Genomic DNA, 21,806 nt, shown 5'->3' on the forward strand with positions numbered 1-21,806 from the left:
ACCAGCCTTTCCTCCCAGATCCGGACGGCCACCATGCAGCTCAAATCCGTGCAGTACGACAAGCCCCAGTTCCCCATCGCCGGCCAGTGCGGCATCGGCGAAGCCTGGGCCCGAGTCCCCCCCGAGCAGAACCGCCTCCAGCGCCAGCGGACGGCCGAGCGCATACGCGCCCTGCTGCAGGAGCACGACGCCGTGCTGGCGGCCCACTACTACGTCGATGGCGAGCTCCAGGACCTGGCGCGCGAGACCGGCGGCTGCGTGGGCGACTCCCTGGAGATGGCGCGCTTCGGTGCGCAACACCCCGCCTCCACCCTGGTCGTGGCCGGCGTGCGCTTCATGGGAGAGACCGCCAAGATCCTGAGCCCCGAAAAGCGCGTGCTCATGCCCGATGACGACGCCAGCTGCTCGCTGGACCTGGGCTGCCCGGCCGATGCCTTCAGCGCCTTCTGCGATGCCCACCCCGACCGCACCGTCGTGGTCTACGCCAACACCAGCGCGGCCGTGAAGGCGCGCGCCGACTGGGTGGTCACCTCCTCGGTGGGCCAGGACATCGTGGCCCACCTGCACGCCTGCGGCGAGAAGATCCTGTGGGCACCGGATCGCCACCTGGGCGCCTACATCCAGCGCCAGACCGGCGCCGACATGCTGCTGTGGCACGGCTCCTGCCTGGTCCACGACGAGTTCAAGGCCGACGAGCTGACCGCCATGGCGCGGGAGCACCCGCACGCCGCCATCCTGGTCCACCCCGAGTCGCCGGCCGCCGTGGCCGCCCAGGCCGACGTGGTGGGCTCGACCACCCAGCTCATCAACGCGGCCGGCCGGCTGGCCACCGACACCTTCATCGTGGCCACCGACCAGGGCATCCTGCACGACATGCGCATGCGCTACCCGGGCAAGACCTTCCTGCCCGCGCCCACGGCCGGCCAGGGCGCCACCTGCAAGAGCTGCGCCATGTGCCCCTGGATGGCGATGAACAGCCTGTCCGGCGTCGAGCAGGCACTGGAGCAGGGCCTGTGCGCCATCGAGGTGGACCCCGCCACCGCCGAGGCCGCGCGCCGCCCCATCGAGCGCATGCTGGCCTTCGCCGCCGGCCACCGCCAGCCCGTGCGCGCCAGCGGGGACCTGGCGCATGACCAGGCCCTGTTCCGCCACTTCGGCCCCGCCTGAGGAGAACGCCATGACCCAGCCCTCCACGGACGTCCTGATCATCGGCGCGGGCCTGGCCGGCATGGCCACGGCGCTGTCGCTGCCCGCGCACCTGCGCGTGAGTCTGCTCAGCAAGGGTGCGGCCGACGAATGCGCCAGCGCCTGGGCCCAGGGCGGCATCGCGGCCGTGCTCGATGCCGAAGACAGCCTGGACGCGCATGTGCAGGACACGCTCGTGGCCGGCGCCGGCCAGTGCGACGCCCGGGCCGTGCGCGCCATCCTCGAACAGGCTCCCGCGGCCATCGAATGGCTGCTCGCCCACGGCGTGCCCTTCACCCGCGAGGCGGACGGCCGCCTGCACCTGACACGCGAAGGCGGCCACGGCAGGCGCCGCATCGTGCATGCGGCCGACGCCACGGGCCAGGCCGTGCATGCGGCCCTGCTGCGCGCCTGCCGCGCGCGCCCGAACATCGCGCTGCACGAGCACACCAGCGCCCTCGACCTGCTGACCGCGGGCCAGCCCGCGCGCTGCGAAGGTGCACTGGTGCGCATGCCCGACCAGACCCTGCGCCACTGGCATGCGGGCCGCACCGTGCTTGCCACGGGCGGGATGGGACAGGTCTACCCCTGCACCACCAACCCCGCCACCGCCACGGGCGACGGTCTGGCCATGGCCTGGCGCGCGGGCTGCCGCGTGGGCGACCTGGAGTTCATGCAGTTCCACCCCACGGCGCTGCAGGTGGACGGGCGCGCCGCCGGCCTGGTCTCCGAGGCGCTGCGCGGCGAGGGCGCCCTGCTGCGCCTGCCCGACGGCACGCGCTTCATGCCCCTGCACGACGCCCGGGCCGAGCTGGCGCCGCGCGACATCGTGGCGCGCGCCATCTGGCACGAGATGGCCCGCCACGGACTGGCCTTCGTGCACCTGGACATCAGCCACCGGCCCCGGCCCTGGCTGCAGGCGCACTTCCCGGCCATCATGGCGCTGTGCGCCGCGCACGGCATCGACATCGCCACGCAGCCGATCCCCGTGGCGCCCTGTGCCCACTACGCCTGCGGCGGCGTGCTGGCCGGCATCGACGGGCGCACGGACCTTCAGGACCTGCATGCCATCGGCGAGGTGGCGCGCACCGGCCTGCATGGCGCCAACCGGCTGGCCAGCAATTCCCTGCTCGAATGCGTGGTGATGGGGCGCGCGGCGGCCCGGGCCATCGCACAGCAGCCGGCCGCCGTCCAGGCGCCCGCGCATGTCGCCGGCCCCATGGGGTCCAGCCTTCAGGCAGTGGATACCGCCGCCGTGGAGCAGCAACTGCGCCAGCTCATGCATGACTGCGTGGGCATACAGCGCAGCGACCAGGGACTGGCCCACGCGCTGCAACGCATTGCCGCATGGCGCCAGGCGCTGGAGCCCGCCGCCGGCCACGCGCTGCGCAACCAGCTCGACGTCTGCTGGCTCATGGCCTCGGCCGCCGCCGCGCGACGCGAGAGCTGCGGCGCGCATTCGCGCATCGACGCCGCCCCGGCGCTGGTGGAATGAAAAAGGCCCGCAGCATGTGCTGCGGGCCTTTCCTGCGGGTCACGATCAATCAGGCCTTCGGCAGGGTGACGCCCACCTGGCCCTGGTACTTGCCGCCACGGTCGCGGTAGCTGACCTCGCAGACATCGTCGGGATCGCTCTCGAAGAACAGCACCTGGGCGCAGCCTTCACCCGCATAGATGCGTGCCGGCAACGGCGTGGTGTTGGAGAACTCCAGCGTCACATAGCCTTCCCATTCGGGCTCGAAGGGCGTGACGTTGACGATGATGCCGCAGCGCGCATAGGTGCTCTTGCCCAGGCAGATGGTCAGCACGTTGCGCGGGATGCGGAAGTACTCGACCGTGCGCGCCAGCGCGAAGCTGTTGGGCGGGATGATGCAGCTGTCGCCCTCGAAGTCGACGAAGCTCTTCTCATCGAAGTTCTTGGGGTCCACCACGGTGCTGTGGATGTTGGTGAACACCTTGAATTCGGGTGCGCAGCGGATGTCGTAGCCGTAGCTGCTGGTGCCGTAGCTGATGATCTTCCTGCCATCGACCGCACGGACCTGGCCCGGCTCGAAGGGCTCGATCATGCCGTGATCCTCGGCCATGCGACGGATCCACTTGTCGCTCTTGATGCTCATGGCAATTTCCTGCTGTCCTTGTGCAAGCGCCGGCACCCGGCCGGGCACTGGCGCAAAGGCGCTATTTTGCTTGAGAAATCACGGTGCGCTCGATCAGGCGGTCATCGCCCAGGATGATCATGGCGAACAACAGTTCGTCCAGGCTCGCGGCCTGGCGCGTCTTGCGCTCCAGCAGCGGCGTGCAGGCGGGGTTGATCACCACGAAGTCGGCCTCGCAGCCGGGCTGCAGGTTGCCGACCTGCCCGGCCAGTCCCAGCGCGCGCGCCGCGCCCGCCGTGTGCTGCCACCACAGGTTGCCGGGCGACAGGCTCAGGCCCTGCTTGGTCTGGCCCTCGCGACCGGCCACGTAGGCGGCCTGCATGGTCCTGAAGGGGCTGAAGCTCATGCCGCCGCCCACATCGCTGGCCAGGCCGTAGAGGAACTGCGCGGCATCGGCGCGCGCGAAGTCGAAGAAGCCGCTGCCCAGGAACAGGTTGCTGGTCGGGCTCACGGCGGCGGCCGTGCGGCGTTCGCGCAGCAGGGCGCGGTCCTCGTCGTCCAGGTGGATGCAGTGCGCATAGACGGCGCGCTCGCGCATCAGCCCGAAATCGTCATAGACGGACAGGTAGCTGCGCGCCTTGGGAAACAGCTCGGCCACCCAGCGCACCTCGTCCAGGTTCTCGGCCACATGCGACTGGATCCAGACATCGCCGTAGCGCGCGGCCAGTTCGCCCGCGCCGCGCAGCTGCGCATGCGTGCTGGTGGGCGCAAAGCGCGGCGTGATGGCATAGCCCAGGCGGTCCACGCCGTGCCAGCGCCGGATGAGGGCCTCGGTATCGATCAGGCTCTGCTCGGTCTGGTCGCGCACGCCGTCGGGACTGTGGCGGTCCTGCAGCACCTTGCCGGTGATCATGCGCATGCTGCGGGCCTGCGAGGCCTGCATGAGCGCATCGACCGATCCGGGATGCGAGGTCGCGAAGGCCAGGGCCGTGGTCACGCCGTTGCGCAACAGTTCATCCAGGAAGAATTGCGCCACCGCGTCCGCGTGGTCGCGCTCGCGAAAGGCCGACTCATGCGGGAAGGTGTACTTCTCCAGCCAGGGCAGCAGGCCCGGAGCCGGCGCGCCGATCACATCGGTCTGCGGATAGTGGATATGCAGGTCGATGAAGCCCGGCGCCAGGAGGCGCCCCGGCAGGTGCGTGAACTGCACGCCGGGGCGGCCCGTGTAATGCGCCTGCAGTGCCTGCCAGCTGCCGGCAGCCACCACGCGCTGGCGGCCCTTGTCGTCCGGCGCGATGGCCAGCAGGCCGTCTTCATCGTAGAGCGCCTGGCCATCGTCGGCAAAACGCAGCAGTGAGGATCTATAGATTTGCATGGTGCCAAGCTTAGCGGGCCGCCTCCCGCCTTCCATATCCGCATCGCTATAGGCGCCATCGGCGGGCGCCGCCCTAGGGTTTACGCGAAGATCACTGGGGCAGCGTGGCCTGCACGCCGTCCACCAGCCAGTTCATCTGCAGGATCTGCGCGTCCTCCAGCTGCTTGCCGGCGGGCACGCGCACCCGGCCCTGGTTGTCGCGGATCGGCTCGCTGCCCGCCTTGAACGGATGCAGGCGGCCCTGTGCCATCTCCCTTTGGCGCGACAGCACCTCCTCGCGCACGGCAGCCGGCAAACGGGGGCCGAAGCCCTCGACGCGGATCATGCCCTCGCGCACGCCGCCCCAGGTGTCCTGGCTTTTCCAGCGCCCATCCAGCACGGCCCTGGCGCGCGCCGTGTAGTAGTCGCCCCACTGGTGGGTGACGGCCAGCAGCTGTGCATCGGGCCCGTCCTTGCGCATGTCCGAGTGGTAGGCGATGGCCATGCGCCCGCGCTCCTGGGCCGCCTGCATCACGGCCGTGGAGGCGACCTGGAAGGACACCACGTCCACGCCGCCGTTGAACAGCGCCATGGCCGCGTCGCGCTCGCGCGGCGGGTCGAACCAGGTATCCAGCCAGACCACCTTGACCGTGGCCTTTGGGTTGACCGAGCGCATTCCCAGCGTGAAGGCATTGATGCCCTGCAGCACTTCGGGAATCGGAAAGCCGACCACGAAGCCGGCCACGCCCGTCCTGCTGGCGCGGCCCGCGGCAATGCCCGACAGGTAGCGGCCCTCGTAGTAGCGCGCATTCGACGTGGCCACGTTGTCCGCGCGCTTGAAGCCCGTGACCGACTCGAACCTCACCTGCGGGAAGTCGCGCGCCACGCGCATCACGGACTCGGTGTAGCCGAAGCTGGTGGTGAAGATCAGCCGGTTGCCCGAGGCGGCCAGGTCGCGCAGCACGCGTTCGGCATCGGGGCCTTCGGGCACGCTGTCCACGGCGCTGGTCCGCACGCGCGGGCCCAGGGCCGACTGCAACGCGCGCCGGCCTTCGTCGTGCTGGCGCGTCCAGCCCGCGTCGAGCACGGGCGTCAGATAGACGAAGGCCGCCTTGAGCGGCGCGGTGTCTGCTGCGGGGGAACGGGTGGCATGGCCTTGGGCCAGGGCCGTGGATACAAGACTGGCGGCCGCGATGGCGGCTGCGAGGTTTTTGTACATGGTGTTCCTCTACATGGCCCGGAAATGAAAACGCACCGGCCATGGGCAGCGGCCGGTGCGGGGCGCGATTATAGGCAGGGCCCGCGGCCGCTACCCGGGCCTGCGCTTATGGCCGGTATATGCCCAGGCGGATAGCGTCCACTAAGATCACCGGCAAATTTCAACCACCAAGGAGTACAAGACCATGCCGATGTTCGTCGACACCTCGCCCCCGGGCCAGTGCATCTTCTGCCGCCTCGTGGCCGGCGAGATTCCGTCCGCCAAGGTCTGGGAGGATGAGCAGACCATCGCCTTCATGGACATCGGCCAGGTCAATCCCGGCCATGTGCTGGTGGCCAGCAAGCGCCATGCCGTGACCTTGCTGGACCTGACGCCCGAGGAGGCCGGCGCCGTGATGCGCACGGCCCGGCGCATGGCCCAGGCCGTGCAGACGGCCTTCGACCCCGAGGGCATCAGCCTGTTCCAGGCCAATGGCGCGGCCGGCGGGCAGACGGTATTCCACTTCCATCTGCATGTGCTGCCGCGCCACGAGGGCGACGGCGTGGGCCTGGGCTGGCCCCGCAAGGAACCCGGCATGCAGGCCCTGGAGGACTATGCCGGGCGCCTACGACAGGCGCTGGCCTGACCAGGCTCAGGCCATGGCCGCATGGCGGGCGAACACGGCCTCCAGCTGGCGCATCCAGTGGGCGCGCTGCTGGGGCGTGACGAAGCTGGCATCGAAGCTGTTGGTCGCCAGCTGCCAGGCCTCGCCCGCGCCCATGCCGGTGGCCGCGAACAGCTGCAGGTAGTTCTCGTTGACGTAGCCGCCGAAGTAGGCCGGATCATCGGAATTGACCGTGACCTTGAGCCCGGCCTCCAGCAGCTGCGGCAGGTTGTGCCGGGCCAGGTCGGAGACCACGCACAGCTTGAGGTTGGACAGCGGGCACACGGTCAGCGGCACGCCATCGCGCACCAGGCGCTGCATCAGTGCCGCGTCGTGGATGGCCTGCACCCCGTGGTCTATGCGCTCGGAGTGCAACACGTCCAGCGCGCCCCAGATATAGGCGGGCGGACCTTCCTCGCCCGCGTGGGCCACCACATGCAGGCCCAGCTCGCGGCAGCGCGCGAACACGCGCGCGAACTTCTCGGGAGGGTTCCCGACCTCGCTGCTGTCCAGGCCCACGCCGATGAAGCGGTCGCGCAGCGGCAGCGCGGCCTCCAGCGTGGCGAAGGCATCCTCCTCGCTGAGATGGCGCAGGAAGCTCAGGATCAGGGCGGACGAGATGCCCTGCTCGATCTCGGCATCGCGGCAGGCGCGGTACAGGCCGTTGATCACGGTCTCCATGCCCACGCCGCGGTGCGTGTGGGTCTGGGGATCGAAGAAGATCTCGGCATGGACCACGTTGTCCTGCGCGGCGCGGTGGAGGTAGGCCCGCCCCATGTCGTAGAAGTCCTGCTCGTACAGCAGCACGCTGGCGCCCGCGTAGTAGATGTCCAGAAAGCTCTGCAGGTCGGTGAAGGCGTAGGCGCGGCGCAGCTCCTCCACGCTGGCATAGGGCAGCTTCACGCCGTTGCGCTGGGCCAGGGCGAAGATCAACTCGGGCTCCAGCGAGCCTTCGATGTGCATGTGCAGCTCGGCCTTGGGCATGGCCTTGAGCAGGGACGGCAGATGGGCTGCGGCCACCTGGGGGATGTTGGCGTTCATCAGCAGACTCCGAAGGTGATGCCGCTGGCCTTGAGGTAGCGGCGGTAGGCGGACGACATGCGGTCGGCCGCAGAGTGCATTTCGGCGCGCGGATCCAGCGGCAGGCACTTGGGCTGCTGCGACTCCAGCACAGGCTGGTCCTGGCAGAAGATGGTGTGCTGGAACTCCTGCAACTGCGCGTCGGGCGAATCGAAATCGGCCACGGCCAGGCGGAACCAGACGCGGCTGGTCTCGGGCGTGACCGGGCAGATGAACAGGGCGATGGACTCTCGCCAGCCGGCCTTGGTGGTGCCGGACTCGGGGACCTTGGTCAGCACGGCCGCGTAGGGCGCCGTGACCTCGTAGGTGTACTCGACCTCGGCGGCGCTGGTCGAATGCAGGTTGGACTGCGGCTGCACGGCCTTGCAGCCCGTGGCCAGCACGCCGGTGGGCGTGGCCTCCACGGCATAGGCCTCGATGGCCGTGGCATCGCGGCTGCCCAGCCAGCCCTCATGCACGAAGCCGAAGTGCGACATGTCCAGGAAGTTCTCGATGATGCGCGGCGCGCTGGCGGCCACGTCATAGGGCCCGCAGTTGAGCTTGCGCAGGTGCTCGTCGGTCTCGGCGCCGAAGGCCGGCAGCGCAGCCTCCTGCTCGCCCGGGGCCAGCCGCACCCACACCAGGCCATGGGCCTCCTGCGCCTCGAAGGCCTTGACGCACTGCGATGCCGGCGGCGTGAAACTGGGCAAGGCAGGCACCTTGACGCACTGGCCACTGCCGGCGAACTGCCAGCCGTGGTACGGGCATTCGAGCTGGCCGTTGTCCACGCGCCCCATGGACAGGCGCGCGCCGCGATGCGGGCAGCGGTCCAGGAAGGCGCGGACCTGGCCCTGGGGGTCGCGCCAGAGCACGACGGGCTGGCCCAGCAGCTGTACGCCCAGCGGTGCGTCCAGGACTTCGCAGGCCTGGGCCACCGGGTGCCAGAAGGTGTTTTCGATCATGGGGGGGAATCTCTTGTCGTCTGTTGTTGCGCGGCCGCCGGCATGCGGCGGCCAGCAGTGAGCATAAACCCACGCAGGCGGGCCACGCCGCTGCGGCGCACCAACGCCAAGGCCGCCCGCAGGCGGCCTTGGCTGCGCGACGGCCCGGCATCGCGCCGGGCCGTGCAATGCGTCTTACTTGCTGTCCTTGCCCGGCACCTTGCCTTCCACGCCCTTGACGTAGAAGTCGATGCCGGTGAGGAACTTGTCCTCGGCCACGGCGCCCGCGGCCAGCAGCTCCTTGCCGTCCTGGCCGGCGATCGGGCCCTTCCAGATCTGGAACGTGCCGTCCTTCAGACCCTTCTTGACTTCCTCGATCCTGGCCTTGGCCTCGGCGGGCACGTCCTCGGCCAGCGAGACGATGTCGATCGCGCCTTCCTTCACGCCCCACCAGGTCTGCTGGCTGCTCCACTTGCCGTCCAGCATGTCGCGCACGGTCTTGGTGTAGTAAGGCGTCCAGTTGATGATGGCCGAGGCCAGGTGGGCCTTGGGGCCATAGGCCGTCATGTCCGAATCCCAGCCGAAGGCGCGCTTGCCCTTTTCCTCGGCGGTCTTGAGCACGGCGGGCGAATCGGTGTTCTGGAACAGGATGTCGGCGCCGCCGTTGATCAGCGAGGTCGCGGCTTCGGTTTCCTTCGGAGGAGCGAACCACTCATTGACCCAGACCACCTTGGTGGTGATCTTGGGGTTCACCGACTGGGCACCCAGCGTGAAGCTGTTGATGTTGCGCAGCACCTCGGGAATCGGCACGGAACCGACCACGCCCAGCACGTTGGACTTGGTCATCGAGCCCGCGATGATGCCGGCCAGGTAGGCGCCCTCATAGGTGCGGCTGTCGTAGGTGCTCACGTTGGCGGCGGTCTTGTAGCCGGTGGCGTGCTCGAACTTCACGTCGGGGAAGTCGGGCGCGATCTTCTGGATGGGCTCCATGTAGCCGAAGGTGGTGCCGAAGACCAGCTTGTTGCCGTTGGCGGCCATGTCGCGCAGCACGCGCTCGGCGTCGGCGCCCTCGGGCACGCTTTCCACGTAGGAGGTCTTGATCTTGTCGCCGAATTCCTTTTCCAGCGCCTTGCGGCCCTGGTCATGGGCGAAGGTGTAGCCACCGTCGCCGACAGGGCCCACGTAGGCGAAGGCGATCTTCAGCGGCTCGGTCGCGGCGGCAGCGGGGGCCTCGGCAGCGGGAGCAGGCGCGGGAGCGGCCTCTTCCTTCTTGCCACAGCCGGCCAGCGCGGCGGCGGCCACGGCCGACAGCGCTGCCACCTTGATCAGGGAGCGTTTGTGAAGATCAGTCATCGAAGTTTCCTCAAGTGGTCCTGCCGCAGACAGGAGAAAGACGGGCCCGCACCAGCACGGGCCTGCCGCGATGGGTCCCGAGAATAAAGCAAGAAAGACGCCAACCCAACCGGCCATGGCCTCCAGGCATGCGGGGAAACCACATTTCGGAAACTTTGCACAGGCCTGGTGCACAGGCATCCATGGCGCGGCTGACGGGCATGGTTCGGCGAGGAATCGCAAGCTACGGCCGGGGCCGATGTGCCCACGCGTTCAAATGAATTTCACTCATTGATTAGTGAAATAAGACCATTTTACTTCATCGATTCACCACCCTACCATCCGCTTGCATTGTTCGTTTGGGCTCCCCCGAGCCGCCGCCCCGATCCTCCCTGCAGAGGAAATGGCTGCCGCCTGCAGGTGGAGTCCAGCTTCATCTCCCATAACCAATCCCTGAATCGCCATGAACGAAGAACTCGGCTTTCACCTCAGGAGCATCCGCTTCGATGAGAACTATTGCCCGTCGGACAGCACGCGCCTCACCACCAACTTTGCCAATCTGGCCAGGGGAAAGAGCCGCCAGCAGAACCTGCGCAACACGCTGAGGATGATTGACAACCGCTTCAACGACCTGGCGCACTGGGACAACCCCAGCAGAGACCGATACGGCGTCGAACTCGAGATCATCTCGGTCGAAATGGCCATCGGCAACCAGACAAGCCATGGCGCATTTCCGTTGATCGAGATACTGCAGACCCATGTTCTCGACAGAAAGACGAACCAGCGCACAGCCGGCATCGTGGGGAACAACTTCTCCTCCTACGTGCGCGACTACGACTTCAGCATCTTGCTTCCCGAGTACAACGCCCATCGGCCCGAGTTCGGCACTCCGGACGATTTCGGCGACCTGCATGGCATGCTGTTCAGGCAATTCGTCGGCTCGGACGCCTACAGGAAGCGCTTCGCCAAGCGGCCCGTCATCTGCATCAGCGCCTCGACCGGCAAGACCTACCGGCATACCGGCAACCAGCATCCGATACTGGGCGTCGAATACCACCAGGATGAACTGTCCTCGACCGATCGATACTTCGCAAAAATGGGGATGCAGGTCCGCTTTTTCATGCCCCCGAAAAGCGTGGCCCCGCTGGCTTTCTACTTTCATGGCGACCTGCTGCACGACTACACGAATCTGGAGCTGATCGGCACCATCAGCACCATGGAAACATTCCAGAAGATCTATCGCCCCGAAATCTACAACGCCAATTGCGCGGCGGGAAAAATCTACCAGCCGAGCCTGAAGAATCCGGATTACTCGTTGACGCAGATCGTCTACGACCGGGAAGAACGCAGCCAGCTGGCGGTCAAGCAGGGGAAGTTCGCGCAGGAGCATTTCATCCGGCCGTACAAGCATGTTCTTGACCGATGGACTGCCGATTGCACGCTCTGACCCACCGGGAAAACAGGCCCGTCATGACGGCGCTTTCCAGCGTCCCATCACGAGGCCACCCGTGCCGGTCCATCCCGAAAATACCCGCCACCCTCTTTGCCTCAAAGGAACCCTCGAATGTTTGAAACCTCCATCGCCGGCAGCCTGCCCAAGCCCGCCTGGCTGGCTGAAACCAACAAGCTCTGGCCCCAGTGGAAGGCCGAGGGCGATGCGCTGCGCCAGGCCAAGGCCGATGCGACGCTGCTGTGGATCAAGGCCCAGGAAGATGCCGGCCTGGACATCGTCTGCGACGGCGAGCAGTCGCGACAGCATTTCGTTCACGGCTTCCTGGAGCAGGTCGAAGGCATCGACTTCGAGAACAAGGTGAAGATGGGCATCCGCGACAACCGCTACGACGCCATGGTGCCGCAGGTGGTGTCGGCCCTGCGCCTGAAGGGCCGCGTGCATGCCTTTGAAGCGCAGCTGGCGCGTGCTCACACGAAGAAGAAGCTGAAGTTCACCCTGCCCGGCCCCATGACCATCGTCGACACCGTGGCGGACCGCTTCTACGGCGACCGGGTCAAGATGGCCTTTGCGTTCGCGGAACTGCTCAACCAGGAAGCACTGGCCCTGCAGGCCGATGGCGTGGACATCATCCAGTTCGACGAACCCGCCTTCAATGTCTACATGAAGGATGCCGCCGACTGGGGCGTGCAGGCGCTGGAGCGCGCGGCGCAGGGCCTGAGCTGCACGACGGCGGTGCACATCTGCTATGGCTACGGCATCAAGGCCAATACCGACTGGAAGAGCACCCTGGGCGACGAATGGCGCCAGTACGAAACCGTGTTCCCGGCCCTCGCCCGCAGCCGCATCGACCAGGTGAGCCTGGAATGCATCCACTCCCACGTGCCGCCTGACCTGATGCAGCTGCTGGCCGGCAAGGACGTGATGGTCGGCGTGATCGACGTGGCCAGCGACGTGGTGGAGACCCCCGAGGAAGTGGCCGACACCATCGGCCGGGCACTGGAATTCGTGCCCAAGGAGCGGCTGTTCCCGTGCACTAACTGCGGCCTGGCTCCGATGGCGCGGGACGTGGCCTGGCGCAAGCTGCAAGCGCTGGCGCAAGGCACCAGGCTGGCGAAGGAGCGGCTCAAGGCATGATGAAGCGCTGAAACGCCTCGGTCGCTGTGTCGATGCAGCCCGTGCCGGCGCGTGTTCCGGACTTGCCCGGCTTCAGGCGCGGACGCCGGGCACACGCACCCTGCTTCCATCGGGGTGCGCCCGCTGCGGCCCCTCGGTGCCTTGGTCAACGGCCTTCAGGCGCCGCCGCGCCAGGAAATCCTGGGCAAAGCGCTGCAGCACCCCTCCGGCCTCGTACACCGACACCTCCTCGGCCGTGTCCAGCCGGCAGGTCACGGGCACGCGCAGCACCTGGCCTTCGCGCCGCTGTATCACCAGCGTGAGCTGGGCGCCCGGCGTGCGCTCGCCTTCCACGCCGTAGATCTCCGTGCCGTCCAGCCCCAGGGTCTTGCGGTCGGTGCCGGGCAGGAACTCCAGCGGCAGCACGCCCATGCCGATCAGGTTGGTGCGGTGGATGCGCTCGAAGCCTTCGGCCACCACGGTCTCCACGCCGGCCAGGCGCACGCCCTTGGCGGCCCAGTCGCGGCTGGAGCCCTGGCCGTAGTCGGCGCCCGCGATGATGATCAGCGGCTGGCGCCGGTTCAGGTAGGTTTCCATGGCCTCCCACATGCGCACCACGCGGCCTTCGGGCTCGATGCGGGCCAGCGAGCCCTGGTGCTGCACGCCGTCGATGACGGCCATTTCGTTGACCAGCTGCGGGTTGGCGAAGGTGGCGCGCATGGCGGTGAGGTGGTCGCCGCGGTGGGTGGCGTAGGAGTTGAAGTCCTCCTCGGGCAGGCCCATGCGCGCCAGGTATTCGCCGGCCGCGCTGTCGGCCAGGATGGCGTTGGAGGGCGAGAGGTGGTCGGTGGTGATGTTGTCGGGCAGCAGGGCCAGCGGGCGCATGCCGGTCAGCGTGCGCGGGAAGGCCGCCAGCGCGCCCACGCCTTCGGTGTCCCAGTAGGGCGGGCGGCGGATGTAGGTGGATTGCGGGCGCCAGTCGTACTGCGGGGCCACCCGCCCGCCGTCGTCCCGGTGGATGGCGAACATGGGCTCGTAGACGGCGCGGAACTGCGCGGGCTTGACGGCCTGCGCGACGATGGCGTCGATCTCCTCGTCGGTCGGCCACAGGTCCTTCAGGCGGATCGCGCGGCCCTCGGCCACGCCCAGCACGTCGTTTTCGATATCGAAGCGGATGGTGCCCGCGATCGCATAGGCCACGACCAGCGGCGGCGAGGCCAGGAAGGCCTGTTTGGCATAGGGGTGGATGCGGCCGTCGAAGTTGCGGTTGCCCGACAGCACGGCCGTGGCGTAGAGGTCGCGCTCGATGATCTCCTGCTGGATGGCGGGCTCCAGCGCGCCGCTCATGCCGTTGCAGGTGGTGCAGGCAAAGGCCACGATGCCAAAGCCCAGTTGCTCCAGCTCGGTGAGCAGCCCGGCCTCCTTCAGATACAGCTCCACGGCCTTGGAGCCGGGCGCCAGCGAGGATTTGACCCAGGGCTTGCGCGCCAGGCCCAGGCGGTTGGCATTGCGCGCCAGCAAGGCTGCGGCGATGACGTTGCGCGGGTTGCTGGTGTTGGTGCAGCTGGTGATGGCGGCGATGATGACGGCGCCGTCGGGCATCAGGCCTTCGGACTCCTGCTGCCGGCCGGCGGCCAGCCTGGCGGCATCGGCGATGCCGCGCTCGGCCAGGGCCGAGGTGGGCAGGCGCCGGTGCGGGTTGGACGGCCCGGCCATGTTGCGCACCACGGCCGACAGGTCGAAGTCCAGCACGCGCTCGTAGTGCGCGGTCTGCAAGTCGGTGCTCCACAGGCCCGTGGTTCTGGCATAGGTCTCGACCAGGCGCACCTGCTCGGGGCTGCGGTCGGTCAGGCGCAGGTAGTCGATGGTCTGCTGGTCGATGGAGAACAGCGCGGCCGTGGCGCCGTACTCGGGGCACATGTTGGAGATGGTGGCCCGGTCGCCGACGCTCAGGCTGTCGGCGCCCTCGCCGAAGAATTCCACATAGGCACCCACGACCTTCTCGCGGCGCAGGAACTCGGTCAGCGCCAGGGCGATGTCGGTGGCGGTGATGCCGCCCTGGCGCCGGCCCGCGAGCCGCACGCCCACGATGTCGGGCAGGCGCATCCAGCAGGCGCGGCCCAGCATCACGTTCTCGGCCTCCAGCCCGCCGACGCCCACGGCGATCACGCCCAGGGCGTCGACATGGGGGGTGTGCGAGTCGGTGCCCACGCAGGTGTCGGGGAAGGCCAGGCCGTCCTGGACATGGACGACGGGGGACATCTTCTCCAGATTGATCTGGTGCATGATGCCGTTGCCCGCGGGGATCACGTCCACGTTGGCGAAGGCCTTCTTGGTCCACTCGATGAAGTGGAAGCGGTCCTCGTTGCGGCGGTCCTCGATGGCGCGGTTCCTGGCAAAGGCGTCGGGATCGGAGCCGCCGCACTCCACGGCCAGCGAATGGTCGACGATGAGCTGGACCGGCACGACGGGGTTGACCTGGGCGGGGTCGCTGCCCTCCTTGGCGATGGCGTCGCGCAGGCCGGCCAGGTCCACGAGGGCGGTCTGGCCCAGGATGTCGTGGCAGACCACGCGCACGGGGAACCAGGGGAAGTCGATGTCGCGGCGGCGCTGGACGAGCTGGCGCAGGTAGTTGTTCAAATGGGCGGGATCGGCACGGCGCACGAGGTTCTCGGCGTGGATGCGCGCGGTATAGGGCAGGCAGGCCCAGGCGCCGGGCTGCAGGGCATCGACGGCGGCGCGCGCGTCGATGTAGTGCAGATCGGTGCCGGGCAGGGGTTTCTTGTACTTGGGGTTCATGGGGCGGATGCAATGCGGGCGGGCATGCTGCCCGCCCACCGGTTTCGAGGAAAGTCTTTCAGCGGGGCAGCGGCCGCCTGTCAGGCACGCGCATCCAGGGGCACGAACTGCTGGTCCTCGGGCCCCGTGTAGTTGGCGCTGGGGCGGATGATCTTGTTGTCCTGGCGCTGCTCGATCACATGGGCCGCCCAGCCGCTGGTGCGCGCGATCACGAACAACGGCGTGAACATGGCCGTGGGCACGCCCATCATGTGGTAGCTGACGGCGCTGAACCAGTCCAGGTTGGGGAACATCTTCTTGACCTCCCACATCACCGCTTCCAGCCGGTCGGCGATGTCGTACATCTTGGTCGACCCCGCCTCGTCGGACAGGCGTCTGGCCACGCCCTTGATGACCACGTTGCGCGGGTCGCTGACCGTATAGACCGGGTGGCCGAAGCCGATGACGACCTCCCTGGCCTCCACGCGGCGGCGGATGTCGGCCTCGGCCTCGTCGGGGCTGTCGTAGCGCTTCTGGATCTCGAAGGCCACCTCGTTGGCACCGCCGTGCTTGGGACCGCGCAACGCGCCGATGGCGCCCGCGATGGAGGAGTACATGTCGCTGCCCGTGCCCGCGATCACGCGTGCCGTGAAGGTGGAGGCGTTGAATTCATGCTCGGCATAGAGGTTCAGCGAGGTGTGCATGGCCCGCACCCAGCCTTCGGACGGCTTGTGCCCGTGTAGCAGGTGCAGGAAGTGCCCACCGATGGAGTCGTCATCGGTCTCCACCTCGATGCGGCGGCCCGAATTGCTGAAGTGGTACCAGTACAGCAGCATGGAGCCCAGGCTGGCCATGAGCCGGTCGGCGATGTCGCGGCTGCCTGCCAGGTTGTGGTCTTCCTTCTCGGGCAGCACGCAGCCCAGGGCCGAGACGCCGGTGCGCATCACATCCATGGGATGGGCGCCCGCGGGCAGTTGCTCCAGCGCCAGCTTCACGCTGGAAGGCAGGCCGCGCAGGGCCTTGAGCCGGGTCTTGTAGGCACGCAGTTCGGCGCGCGTGGGCAGCTTGCCGTGCACCAGCAGGTGGGCGATCTCCTCGAACTCGCAGACCTCGGCGATGTCCAGGATGTCATAGCCCCGGTAGTGCAGGTCGTTGCCCGAGCGGCCCACGGTGCACAGGGCCGTGTTGCCGGCGGTCACGCCTGACAGGGCAACGGATTTCTTGGGTTTGAAGGCGGCGGCTGCAATGGCTGCGGGCGCTTCGGTAGCCGTGGTGTTCATTTGCGGGTCTCCTGCAAGATGGCCGGGGGTGTTGTCATGCTTCGCAATTTACGCAAAATAGCAAACCTCAGACAGGCCTGAAAAGGCGAATTCTTGCGAAACGAATACCCCATGTTTGCGAATATTGCGAATATTGCCGACGGAGCGAAGATCCCAGCCCAGGAGCGGCCGGCATGAAAAAGACCTTCATGGGTGTGAAGCTGCGCAAGCTGCGCTCCGAGCGAGGCCTGTCCCAGATCGCCCTGGCCCACGCGCTGGGGCTGTCGCCCAGCTACCTGAACCAGCTCGAACAGAACCAGCGGCCGCTGACCGTCTCCGTGCTGCTCAAGCTCAACCGCGCACTGGACGTGGACATCCAGGAGTTCTCGGAAGACGAGGAGACCCGTCTGGTCGGCGGCCTGCGCGAGGCCCTGGCCGATGCGCCCGAATCCATCGCCCTGCCCGAGCTGCAGGAGGTGGCCGCGCAGATGCCGGCCCTGGGCCGGGCGGTGATCGCCCTGCACCGCCGCCATCTCGAGGCCATGGAGCGCCTGGAGAGCCTGTCGCTGAAACTGGGCGACGACCGCTCGGACATGTCCGAGGCACGCACCATGCCGTTCGAGGCCGTGCGCGACTTCTTCTTCGCGCACCAGAACCATTTCGACGAGGTGGATCGTGCGGCGGAGGCCCTTGCCGACGAAGCCCGCTCCACCGGGGAGCCTCTGGCGGACTGGCTGGCCCGCCGCCTGCAGCACCGCCATGCAGTGCAGCTGCATGTGGTGGAGGATGCGCCAGCGAACCAGCGCAGCTTCGACCCCGCCTCGCGCCAGCTGCGGCTGTCCAGCGCGCTGGAGCCCGCGCAGCGCGCCTTCCAGCTGGCGACCCAGCTGGCGCTGCTGGAAATGGGGGAACTGCTGGACAGGCTGATCCACACGCCGTCCTTCACCAGCGATCCGGCTTCGCGAAAACTGGCGCGCGTGGGCCTGGCCAACTACTTTGCCGGCGCCCTGATGCTCCCCTACGGCCGCTTTCTGGAGGCCGCCGAGGCGCTGCGCTACGACATCGACCTGCTGGGCCAGCGCTTTGGCGTGGGCTTCGAGACGGTCTGCCACCGGCTGAGCACCCTGCAGCGCCTGGAGTCCCCGGGCGTGCCCTTCTTCTTCGTGCGCGTGGACCGCGCGGGCAACATCTCCAAGCGCCAGTCGGCCACGCATTTCCACTTCAGCCGCACGGGCGGGACCTGCCCGCTGTGGACCGTGTACGAGGCCTTCGGCCAGCCCGACCAGGTCATGCGCCAACTGGCCAGCATGCCCGACGGGCGGCGCTATCTGTGGATCGCACGCTCGGTCTCGCACGGCCAGCGCGGCTACGGGTCGCCACGCAAGACCTTTTCCATCGGGCTGGGCTGCGACATCCGGCACGCGTCGCGCCTGGTCTACGCCAAGGGACTGGATCTCGGAGATCCGGAGGCCGCGACGCCCATCGGCATGGGATGCAAGGTCTGCGAGCGCGACCAGTGCCCGCAGCGGGCCTTCCCGTATGTGGGCAGGGGGCTGCATGTGGATGAGAACAGCAGCCACTTCGCCCCCTACGGGTTCGGCGCTGAGCGATAGCCCGCATGCGCCGCTCCCCTGCCTCGCCTCGGGCACCCGGCGCGCCGGACTGACTCTGAAAAAAACAAGAGGCCTGCCCCGCCCCGGCCCAGAGGGAACACCGGCCATGTTCCGGCGCCGCAAGCCCTGCCAGGGGCTGGCCAGTCCTGTTTTTTTGCCTGGAATCAGAAACTTCCTAGCGACGGGCCCGCACAGGCTCCCTAGATTCGGCGGTCATCGAAGCAATCAGAAAAAGGCGCAGGTGCACCCGCCCCTGCCCCGAAAGCCGATGCAACCATGCAGGGAGGAAATCCATGAGGCAATACATTCCATGGCGGGCCCGTGTGCTGGCCACGCTGGCGGCCGCCGCCTGGAGCCCCGCCAGCGGCTGGGCGCAGAGCCTGGACCTGGCCCAATCGCCGCCAGCCACGGTGGAGCCCTATGTGGCGCCGAATGTGATCCTGTCGCTGGATGACTCCGGAAGCATGACGGGAAGGCTGAACAGCACCACGAGCACCAGCCGTGTCGACATATTGAGGCAGGCGCTGCGCGACGTCTTCAGCGACCAGACCCTGCTGCCCACCGGAAAAATCCGCCTGGCCTGGCATGTCATGAACGGCAGCCCGCGCGCGCTGGGCAACAACACGGACAACTCCATGCGCGTTCTCGATGAGGCCCATCGGGCCCGTTTTCTCACCTTCGTGGCCAGCGAACTCGGCGCAAGCGGAATGACCCCCACCCACCAGATGGTGAAGAGGGCCGATGAATACATGCGAGGGCCGCTGAACATCAACAGTCCCTGGGCCGCCATCCCCGGGCAACAGGAGCGTCCGTTCCTGGGGTGCCGGCGTAACTACCACATCCTGCTGACCGATGGTGGCTGGAACCAAGACAGGGCCAATACCTCACCCACCAACTATGACAATGCCGATCACGATTTTCCCGACGGCACCCTCTACCGCGCCACCAATGCCCAGACCCGGCTCTACCGCGATGCGGAGGCCGCCTCCTCGATCGCCGACTGGGCCTTCATGAGCTGGGCCAGGCCACTCCAGGACCCGGCCCGCCTGCAAGGCAGCGTCAGGCCATCGGCCGAGTACCGCAATGCCCCGCGCACCGAGACCTTCACCAACCGGGCCAGCGGGGCGTCCGCCACACTGGACAAGTACTGGAACCCGCGCTTCGACCCCGCCACCTGGCCGCACATGGTGACCTTCACCATCGGGTTCAGCGATGAAGCCCTCCCCCAGAACAACTACCGCAGCAGCGACAACACCCGGGCAGGAAGAATCACGGCCCCCACCTCCCTGGTGCCCTACGGCCATGACGGCAATCTGGCCGACTATGCCAACGGCACATTCACATGGAAGGCCACAAGCGCCGACCGTGGCCACGACATGTGGCACGCCGCCCTCAACGGCCGTGGGCAGTTCTATGCCGTCAACCGCAGCGCAGACCTGGCAGCCGCCTTCCGCCAGATCGTCCAGCAGATCAACGCCGAATCCGAACCCGACCGCAGCTCCGCCGCCACCAGCGGCTCCACCAATACGCGCAACGCCGTGGGCCTGTACACCGCCCACTACGACCCCCAGCAGGCATGGAAAGGCTGGATCACCGCCCGGACCATCGCGCCCCCTGGCAACAGCACGGGTACGGGCACAGGCACCGGCTGGAGCGCCCACACTGCCGACCAGCTCGATGCCCTTCCCAATGTCGACAACCGCACCGTCCTGACCTGGAATGACAGCCCCGGCCGGGGCGCGCCGGGCCAGGGTGTTCCCTTCCGCTGGACCTCCCTGAATGCAGCGCAAAAGGCGCACCTGGGCCAGAACAGAGGCACCCCCGACGGCCATGGCGAGAATCGCCTCAACTACCTGCGCGGCGAACGCGGCATGGAAGGCACGGGCAGCCCGCCCCGCTACACCGCCACCCGGCCTTTTCGACAGCGCCAGTCGCGCCAGGGCGACATCATCAACTCCGCCATCTGGTACACGGGCGCACCCTCCAGCCTCTACCCCACGCAGGACTATATGCAGTTCGCCCAGACCCGCCAGGGACGCACCCCCATGCTCTACGTGGGCGGCAACGACGGCATGCTGCACGGCTTCTCCGCCCTCGACGGCTCCGAGAAGCTGGCCTACGTGCCCCGGGGCGTGATCCCCAGCGCGGCCCAGCCCCCCGGCTTGGCCCAGCTCACCGAGCCCGGCTACGACAATCGCCACCGCTACTTCGTCGACGGCTCGCCCATGACCGGCGACGTGAAGATCGCCAGCCAGTGGAAGACCCTGCTGGTGGGCACCCTGGGCGCCGGTGGCAAGGGCTACTTCGCGCTGGACGCCACCGATCCCGCCAACTTCGGCGAAAGCAATGCCGCCTCCCTGGTGCTGCTGGACCGCAGCCTGCACGCCAGCGAAACCTTCCCCGCCAACTGCTCCTTACTGTCCGACGACCAGGCCCGCAAGCGCTGCGAGGAGGACAAGGACATCGGCCATGTCTTCGCCCCGCCCGTGCTGGATGACTCCAACCCCCAGCGCACCACCCAGATCACCCAGCTGAACGATGGCCGCTGGGCCGTGGTCATGGGCAATGGCTACAACAGCCACAACGGCCGGGCCGTGCTGCTGGTCCAGTACCTGGACCAGGGCCGCGAGCTGCTGCGCCTGCAGACGCCGGCCGGCACGCCGGGCAACGGCCTGTCGGCCCCGCGCCTGGTGGACATCAATGGTGATGGCCGGCCCGACGTGGCCTATGCCGGCGACCTGCTCGGCAATCTGTGGAAGTTCCTGATCGCCAGCGACGATCCATCCAAGTGGGAGACGGCGTTTGGCGGCAAGCCCTTGTTCACATTGTTCGATCCGGCCACCGCTGCCTTCGACACGCAATCCAAGTCCATCACGGCCGCCCCCACGGTACGCGCCAACGACCGCCGGCAGGTCATGAAGAACTCTGCGGGCCAGGATGAGAACCTGGCCGTCGGCGGCATGATGGTCGCCTTCGGCACGGGCCGCAACGTGACGGTGCAGGATCCCGGCAATGAGATGCCCGGCACCATCTACTCCATACTGGACAGCACCCGCTACAAGCAAACCGGCGGCGGCGCCCGCGTGGAGCCCTGCCAAGCCACCGATGCCATCTGCAAGCTGCGCCCCGATCAGACGCCCAGGCCCGTGGCCTCCAGCGAACTGATCGACCTGACCCGGGGCACGGGCGCCCCAGGCGCAGGCCACAGCAGTGACCGCAGCTTCTGGCAAGTCAACGGCGGGGGGGTGAACTGGACCACGCACCGAGGCTGGCGCTTTCGCCTTCCCGTGCTCCATGAGCGCCTGCTCAAGCCCATGGCCTTCTTCGACAGCAGCAACATCCTGGCCATCCACACCCAGGTTCCCCCGCGGGGCGCGATCGATGGCGGCCCCGCAGGCACGCAGGAAACCTGCAATGCCACGGCGGTCGACGGTGAACGCCAGTTCCTGACCCTGCTCAACATCATGGACGGCAAGCGCCCTTCGGTGCAGGTCATGGACACCAATGGCGACGGCGTCTACAACGCCGCCGACGGGAACATGCATCGCATGACGGTCTCCAAGGGCGCCCAGACGCAGATCATCCAGGGCGAGCGCATCGTCATGAAGGGCGACAAGGACGAGGAGAACATCCTGGCCCGCATGCCCGAGCAACCGGCCCGCCCCAGCTGGCGCCAGCTCCAGTGACCCGACTCCCCCACAGGGGGCCTCTTCTTCGCGGGGCGGCCTGCTCCAAACAAGGCTTGGTCATTCATCAACCTG

15 protein-coding genes are annotated in these 21,806 nt (G+C 67.8%); 7 read left to right on the forward strand and 8 right to left on the reverse strand.

Annotation, left to right across the window (positions count from 1 at the left end; all coding sequences use genetic code 11):
- The first annotated feature begins 33 nt into the window (after positions 1–33).
- Together nadA and nadB are read left to right on the forward strand one after the other, a co-directional pair.
- Complete coding sequence (nadA, locus tag L1Z78_RS21180) at positions 34–1,167, forward strand: quinolinate synthase NadA (RefSeq protein WP_234638316.1); 1,134 nt, start codon at positions 34–36, stop codon at positions 1,165–1,167.
- 10 nt (positions 1,168–1,177) lie between these two features.
- The gene (gene nadB / locus L1Z78_RS21185; protein ID WP_234638317.1) at positions 1,178–2,680 is read left to right on the forward strand and encodes an L-aspartate oxidase; all 1,503 of its coding nucleotides are present in this window, start codon (positions 1,178–1,180) and stop codon (positions 2,678–2,680) included.
- Positions 2,681–2,729: 49 nt separating this feature from the next.
- On the opposite strand, the gene dcd is transcribed toward nadB, so the two are convergent.
- The 3 genes from dcd to L1Z78_RS21200 all read right to left on the reverse strand — a co-directional run bounded on the left by dcd (position 2,730) and on the right by L1Z78_RS21200 (position 5,854).
- On the reverse strand, positions 2,730–3,302 hold the full coding sequence (gene dcd / locus L1Z78_RS21190; RefSeq protein WP_234638318.1) for a dCTP deaminase: 573 nt from the start codon (positions 3,300–3,302) through the stop codon (positions 2,730–2,732).
- Between the two features lie 61 nt (positions 3,303–3,363).
- A complete protein-coding gene (gene guaD / locus L1Z78_RS21195) occupies positions 3,364–4,656 on the reverse strand; it encodes a guanine deaminase (RefSeq protein ID WP_234638319.1) in 1,293 nt (430 codons plus the stop codon).
- 91 nt (positions 4,657–4,747) lie between these two features.
- The gene (locus L1Z78_RS21200) at positions 4,748–5,854 is read right to left on the reverse strand and encodes a BMP family ABC transporter substrate-binding protein (RefSeq protein ID WP_234638320.1); all 1,107 of its coding nucleotides are present in this window, start codon (positions 5,852–5,854) and stop codon (positions 4,748–4,750) included.
- Positions 5,855–6,038: 184 nt separating this feature from the next.
- Between L1Z78_RS21200 and L1Z78_RS21205 the strand changes: the two genes are divergently transcribed.
- Positions 6,039–6,479: an HIT family protein gene (locus L1Z78_RS21205; protein ID WP_234638321.1), complete on the forward strand. Its 441-nt coding sequence runs from the start codon at positions 6,039–6,041 to the stop codon at positions 6,477–6,479.
- Positions 6,480–6,485: 6 nt separating this feature from the next.
- Here the strand turns inward: L1Z78_RS21205 and L1Z78_RS21210 are convergent, their stop codons facing one another.
- The 3 genes from L1Z78_RS21210 to L1Z78_RS21220 all read right to left on the reverse strand — a co-directional run bounded on the left by L1Z78_RS21210 (position 6,486) and on the right by L1Z78_RS21220 (position 9,850).
- On the reverse strand, positions 6,486–7,538 hold the full coding sequence (locus L1Z78_RS21210; protein ID WP_234638322.1) for an adenosine deaminase: 1,053 nt from the start codon (positions 7,536–7,538) through the stop codon (positions 6,486–6,488).
- On the reverse strand, positions 7,538–8,518 hold the full coding sequence (locus tag L1Z78_RS21215) for an aromatic ring-hydroxylating oxygenase subunit alpha (protein ID WP_234638323.1): 981 nt from the start codon (positions 8,516–8,518) through the stop codon (positions 7,538–7,540). Before L1Z78_RS21215 ends, L1Z78_RS21210 begins: the two co-directional genes overlap by 1 nt.
- Before the next feature lie 174 nt (positions 8,519–8,692).
- A complete protein-coding gene (locus L1Z78_RS21220; RefSeq protein ID WP_234638324.1) occupies positions 8,693–9,850 on the reverse strand; it encodes a BMP family ABC transporter substrate-binding protein in 1,158 nt (385 codons plus the stop codon).
- Between the two features lie 442 nt (positions 9,851–10,292).
- On the opposite strand from L1Z78_RS21220, the gene L1Z78_RS21225 reads away from it, so the two are divergent.
- The gene (locus L1Z78_RS21225; RefSeq protein WP_234638325.1) at positions 10,293–11,276 is read left to right on the forward strand and encodes a DUF1852 domain-containing protein; all 984 of its coding nucleotides are present in this window, start codon (positions 10,293–10,295) and stop codon (positions 11,274–11,276) included.
- A gap of 117 nt (positions 11,277–11,393) precedes the next feature.
- Positions 11,394–12,416 carry a methionine synthase gene (locus L1Z78_RS21230; RefSeq protein ID WP_234638326.1) on the forward strand — a complete coding sequence of 341 codons (1,023 nt, stop codon included), beginning with the start codon at positions 11,394–11,396 and terminating at the stop codon, positions 12,414–12,416.
- Between the two features lie 72 nt (positions 12,417–12,488).
- On the opposite strand, the gene acnD is transcribed toward L1Z78_RS21230, so the two are convergent.
- Both acnD and prpC read right to left on the reverse strand, forming a co-directional pair.
- Positions 12,489–15,194 (reverse strand): Fe/S-dependent 2-methylisocitrate dehydratase AcnD, encoded by a 2,706-nt coding sequence (acnD, locus tag L1Z78_RS21235; RefSeq protein WP_234638327.1) that lies wholly within the window; start codon positions 15,192–15,194, stop codon positions 12,489–12,491.
- 80 nt (positions 15,195–15,274) lie between these two features.
- Positions 15,275–16,453 carry a bifunctional 2-methylcitrate synthase/citrate synthase gene (gene prpC, locus L1Z78_RS21240; protein ID WP_234638328.1) on the reverse strand — a complete coding sequence of 393 codons (1,179 nt, stop codon included), beginning with the start codon at positions 16,451–16,453 and terminating at the stop codon, positions 15,275–15,277.
- A gap of 173 nt (positions 16,454–16,626) precedes the next feature.
- Here prpC and L1Z78_RS21245 point away from each other — a divergent pair, with 173 nt between their 5' ends.
- Together L1Z78_RS21245 and L1Z78_RS21250 are read left to right on the forward strand one after the other, a co-directional pair.
- A complete protein-coding gene (locus L1Z78_RS21245) occupies positions 16,627–18,045 on the forward strand; it encodes a short-chain fatty acyl-CoA regulator family protein (RefSeq protein ID WP_234638329.1) in 1,419 nt (472 codons plus the stop codon).
- Between the two features lie 293 nt (positions 18,046–18,338).
- On the forward strand, positions 18,339–21,731 hold the full coding sequence (locus L1Z78_RS21250) for a pilus assembly protein (RefSeq protein ID WP_234638330.1): 3,393 nt from the start codon (positions 18,339–18,341) through the stop codon (positions 21,729–21,731).
- Positions 21,732–21,806 lie beyond the last annotated feature (75 nt).

The organism is Delftia tsuruhatensis (assembly GCF_903815225.1).
Taxonomy (GTDB): domain Bacteria; phylum Pseudomonadota; class Gammaproteobacteria; order Burkholderiales; family Burkholderiaceae_C; genus Comamonas; species Comamonas tsuruhatensis_A.

Coding starts and splice junctions, on each gene's coding strand:
- nadA (WP_234638316.1), top strand. CDS start 34: ATGCAGCTCAAATCCGTGCAGTACGACAAGCCCCAGTTCCCCATCGCC.
- nadB (WP_234638317.1), top strand. CDS start 1,178: ATGACCCAGCCCTCCACGGACGTCCTGATCATCGGCGCGGGCCTGGCC.
- dcd (WP_234638318.1), bottom strand. CDS start 3,302: ATGAGCATCAAGAGCGACAAGTGGATCCGTCGCATGGCCGAGGATCAC.
- guaD (WP_234638319.1), bottom strand. CDS start 4,656: ATGCAAATCTATAGATCCTCACTGCTGCGTTTTGCCGACGATGGCCAG.
- L1Z78_RS21200 (WP_234638320.1), bottom strand. CDS start 5,854: ATGTACAAAAACCTCGCAGCCGCCATCGCGGCCGCCAGTCTTGTATCC.
- L1Z78_RS21205 (WP_234638321.1), top strand. CDS start 6,039: ATGCCGATGTTCGTCGACACCTCGCCCCCGGGCCAGTGCATCTTCTGC.
- L1Z78_RS21210 (WP_234638322.1), bottom strand. CDS start 7,538: ATGAACGCCAACATCCCCCAGGTGGCCGCAGCCCATCTGCCGTCCCTG.
- L1Z78_RS21215 (WP_234638323.1), bottom strand. CDS start 8,518: ATGATCGAAAACACCTTCTGGCACCCGGTGGCCCAGGCCTGCGAAGTC.
- L1Z78_RS21220 (WP_234638324.1), bottom strand. CDS start 9,850: ATGACTGATCTTCACAAACGCTCCCTGATCAAGGTGGCAGCGCTGTCG.
- L1Z78_RS21225 (WP_234638325.1), top strand. CDS start 10,293: ATGAACGAAGAACTCGGCTTTCACCTCAGGAGCATCCGCTTCGATGAG.
- L1Z78_RS21230 (WP_234638326.1), top strand. CDS start 11,394: ATGTTTGAAACCTCCATCGCCGGCAGCCTGCCCAAGCCCGCCTGGCTG.
- acnD (WP_234638327.1), bottom strand. CDS start 15,194: ATGAACCCCAAGTACAAGAAACCCCTGCCCGGCACCGATCTGCACTAC.
- prpC (WP_234638328.1), bottom strand. CDS start 16,453: ATGAACACCACGGCTACCGAAGCGCCCGCAGCCATTGCAGCCGCCGCC.
- L1Z78_RS21245 (WP_234638329.1), top strand. CDS start 16,627: ATGAAAAAGACCTTCATGGGTGTGAAGCTGCGCAAGCTGCGCTCCGAG.
- L1Z78_RS21250 (WP_234638330.1), top strand. CDS start 18,339: ATGAGGCAATACATTCCATGGCGGGCCCGTGTGCTGGCCACGCTGGCG.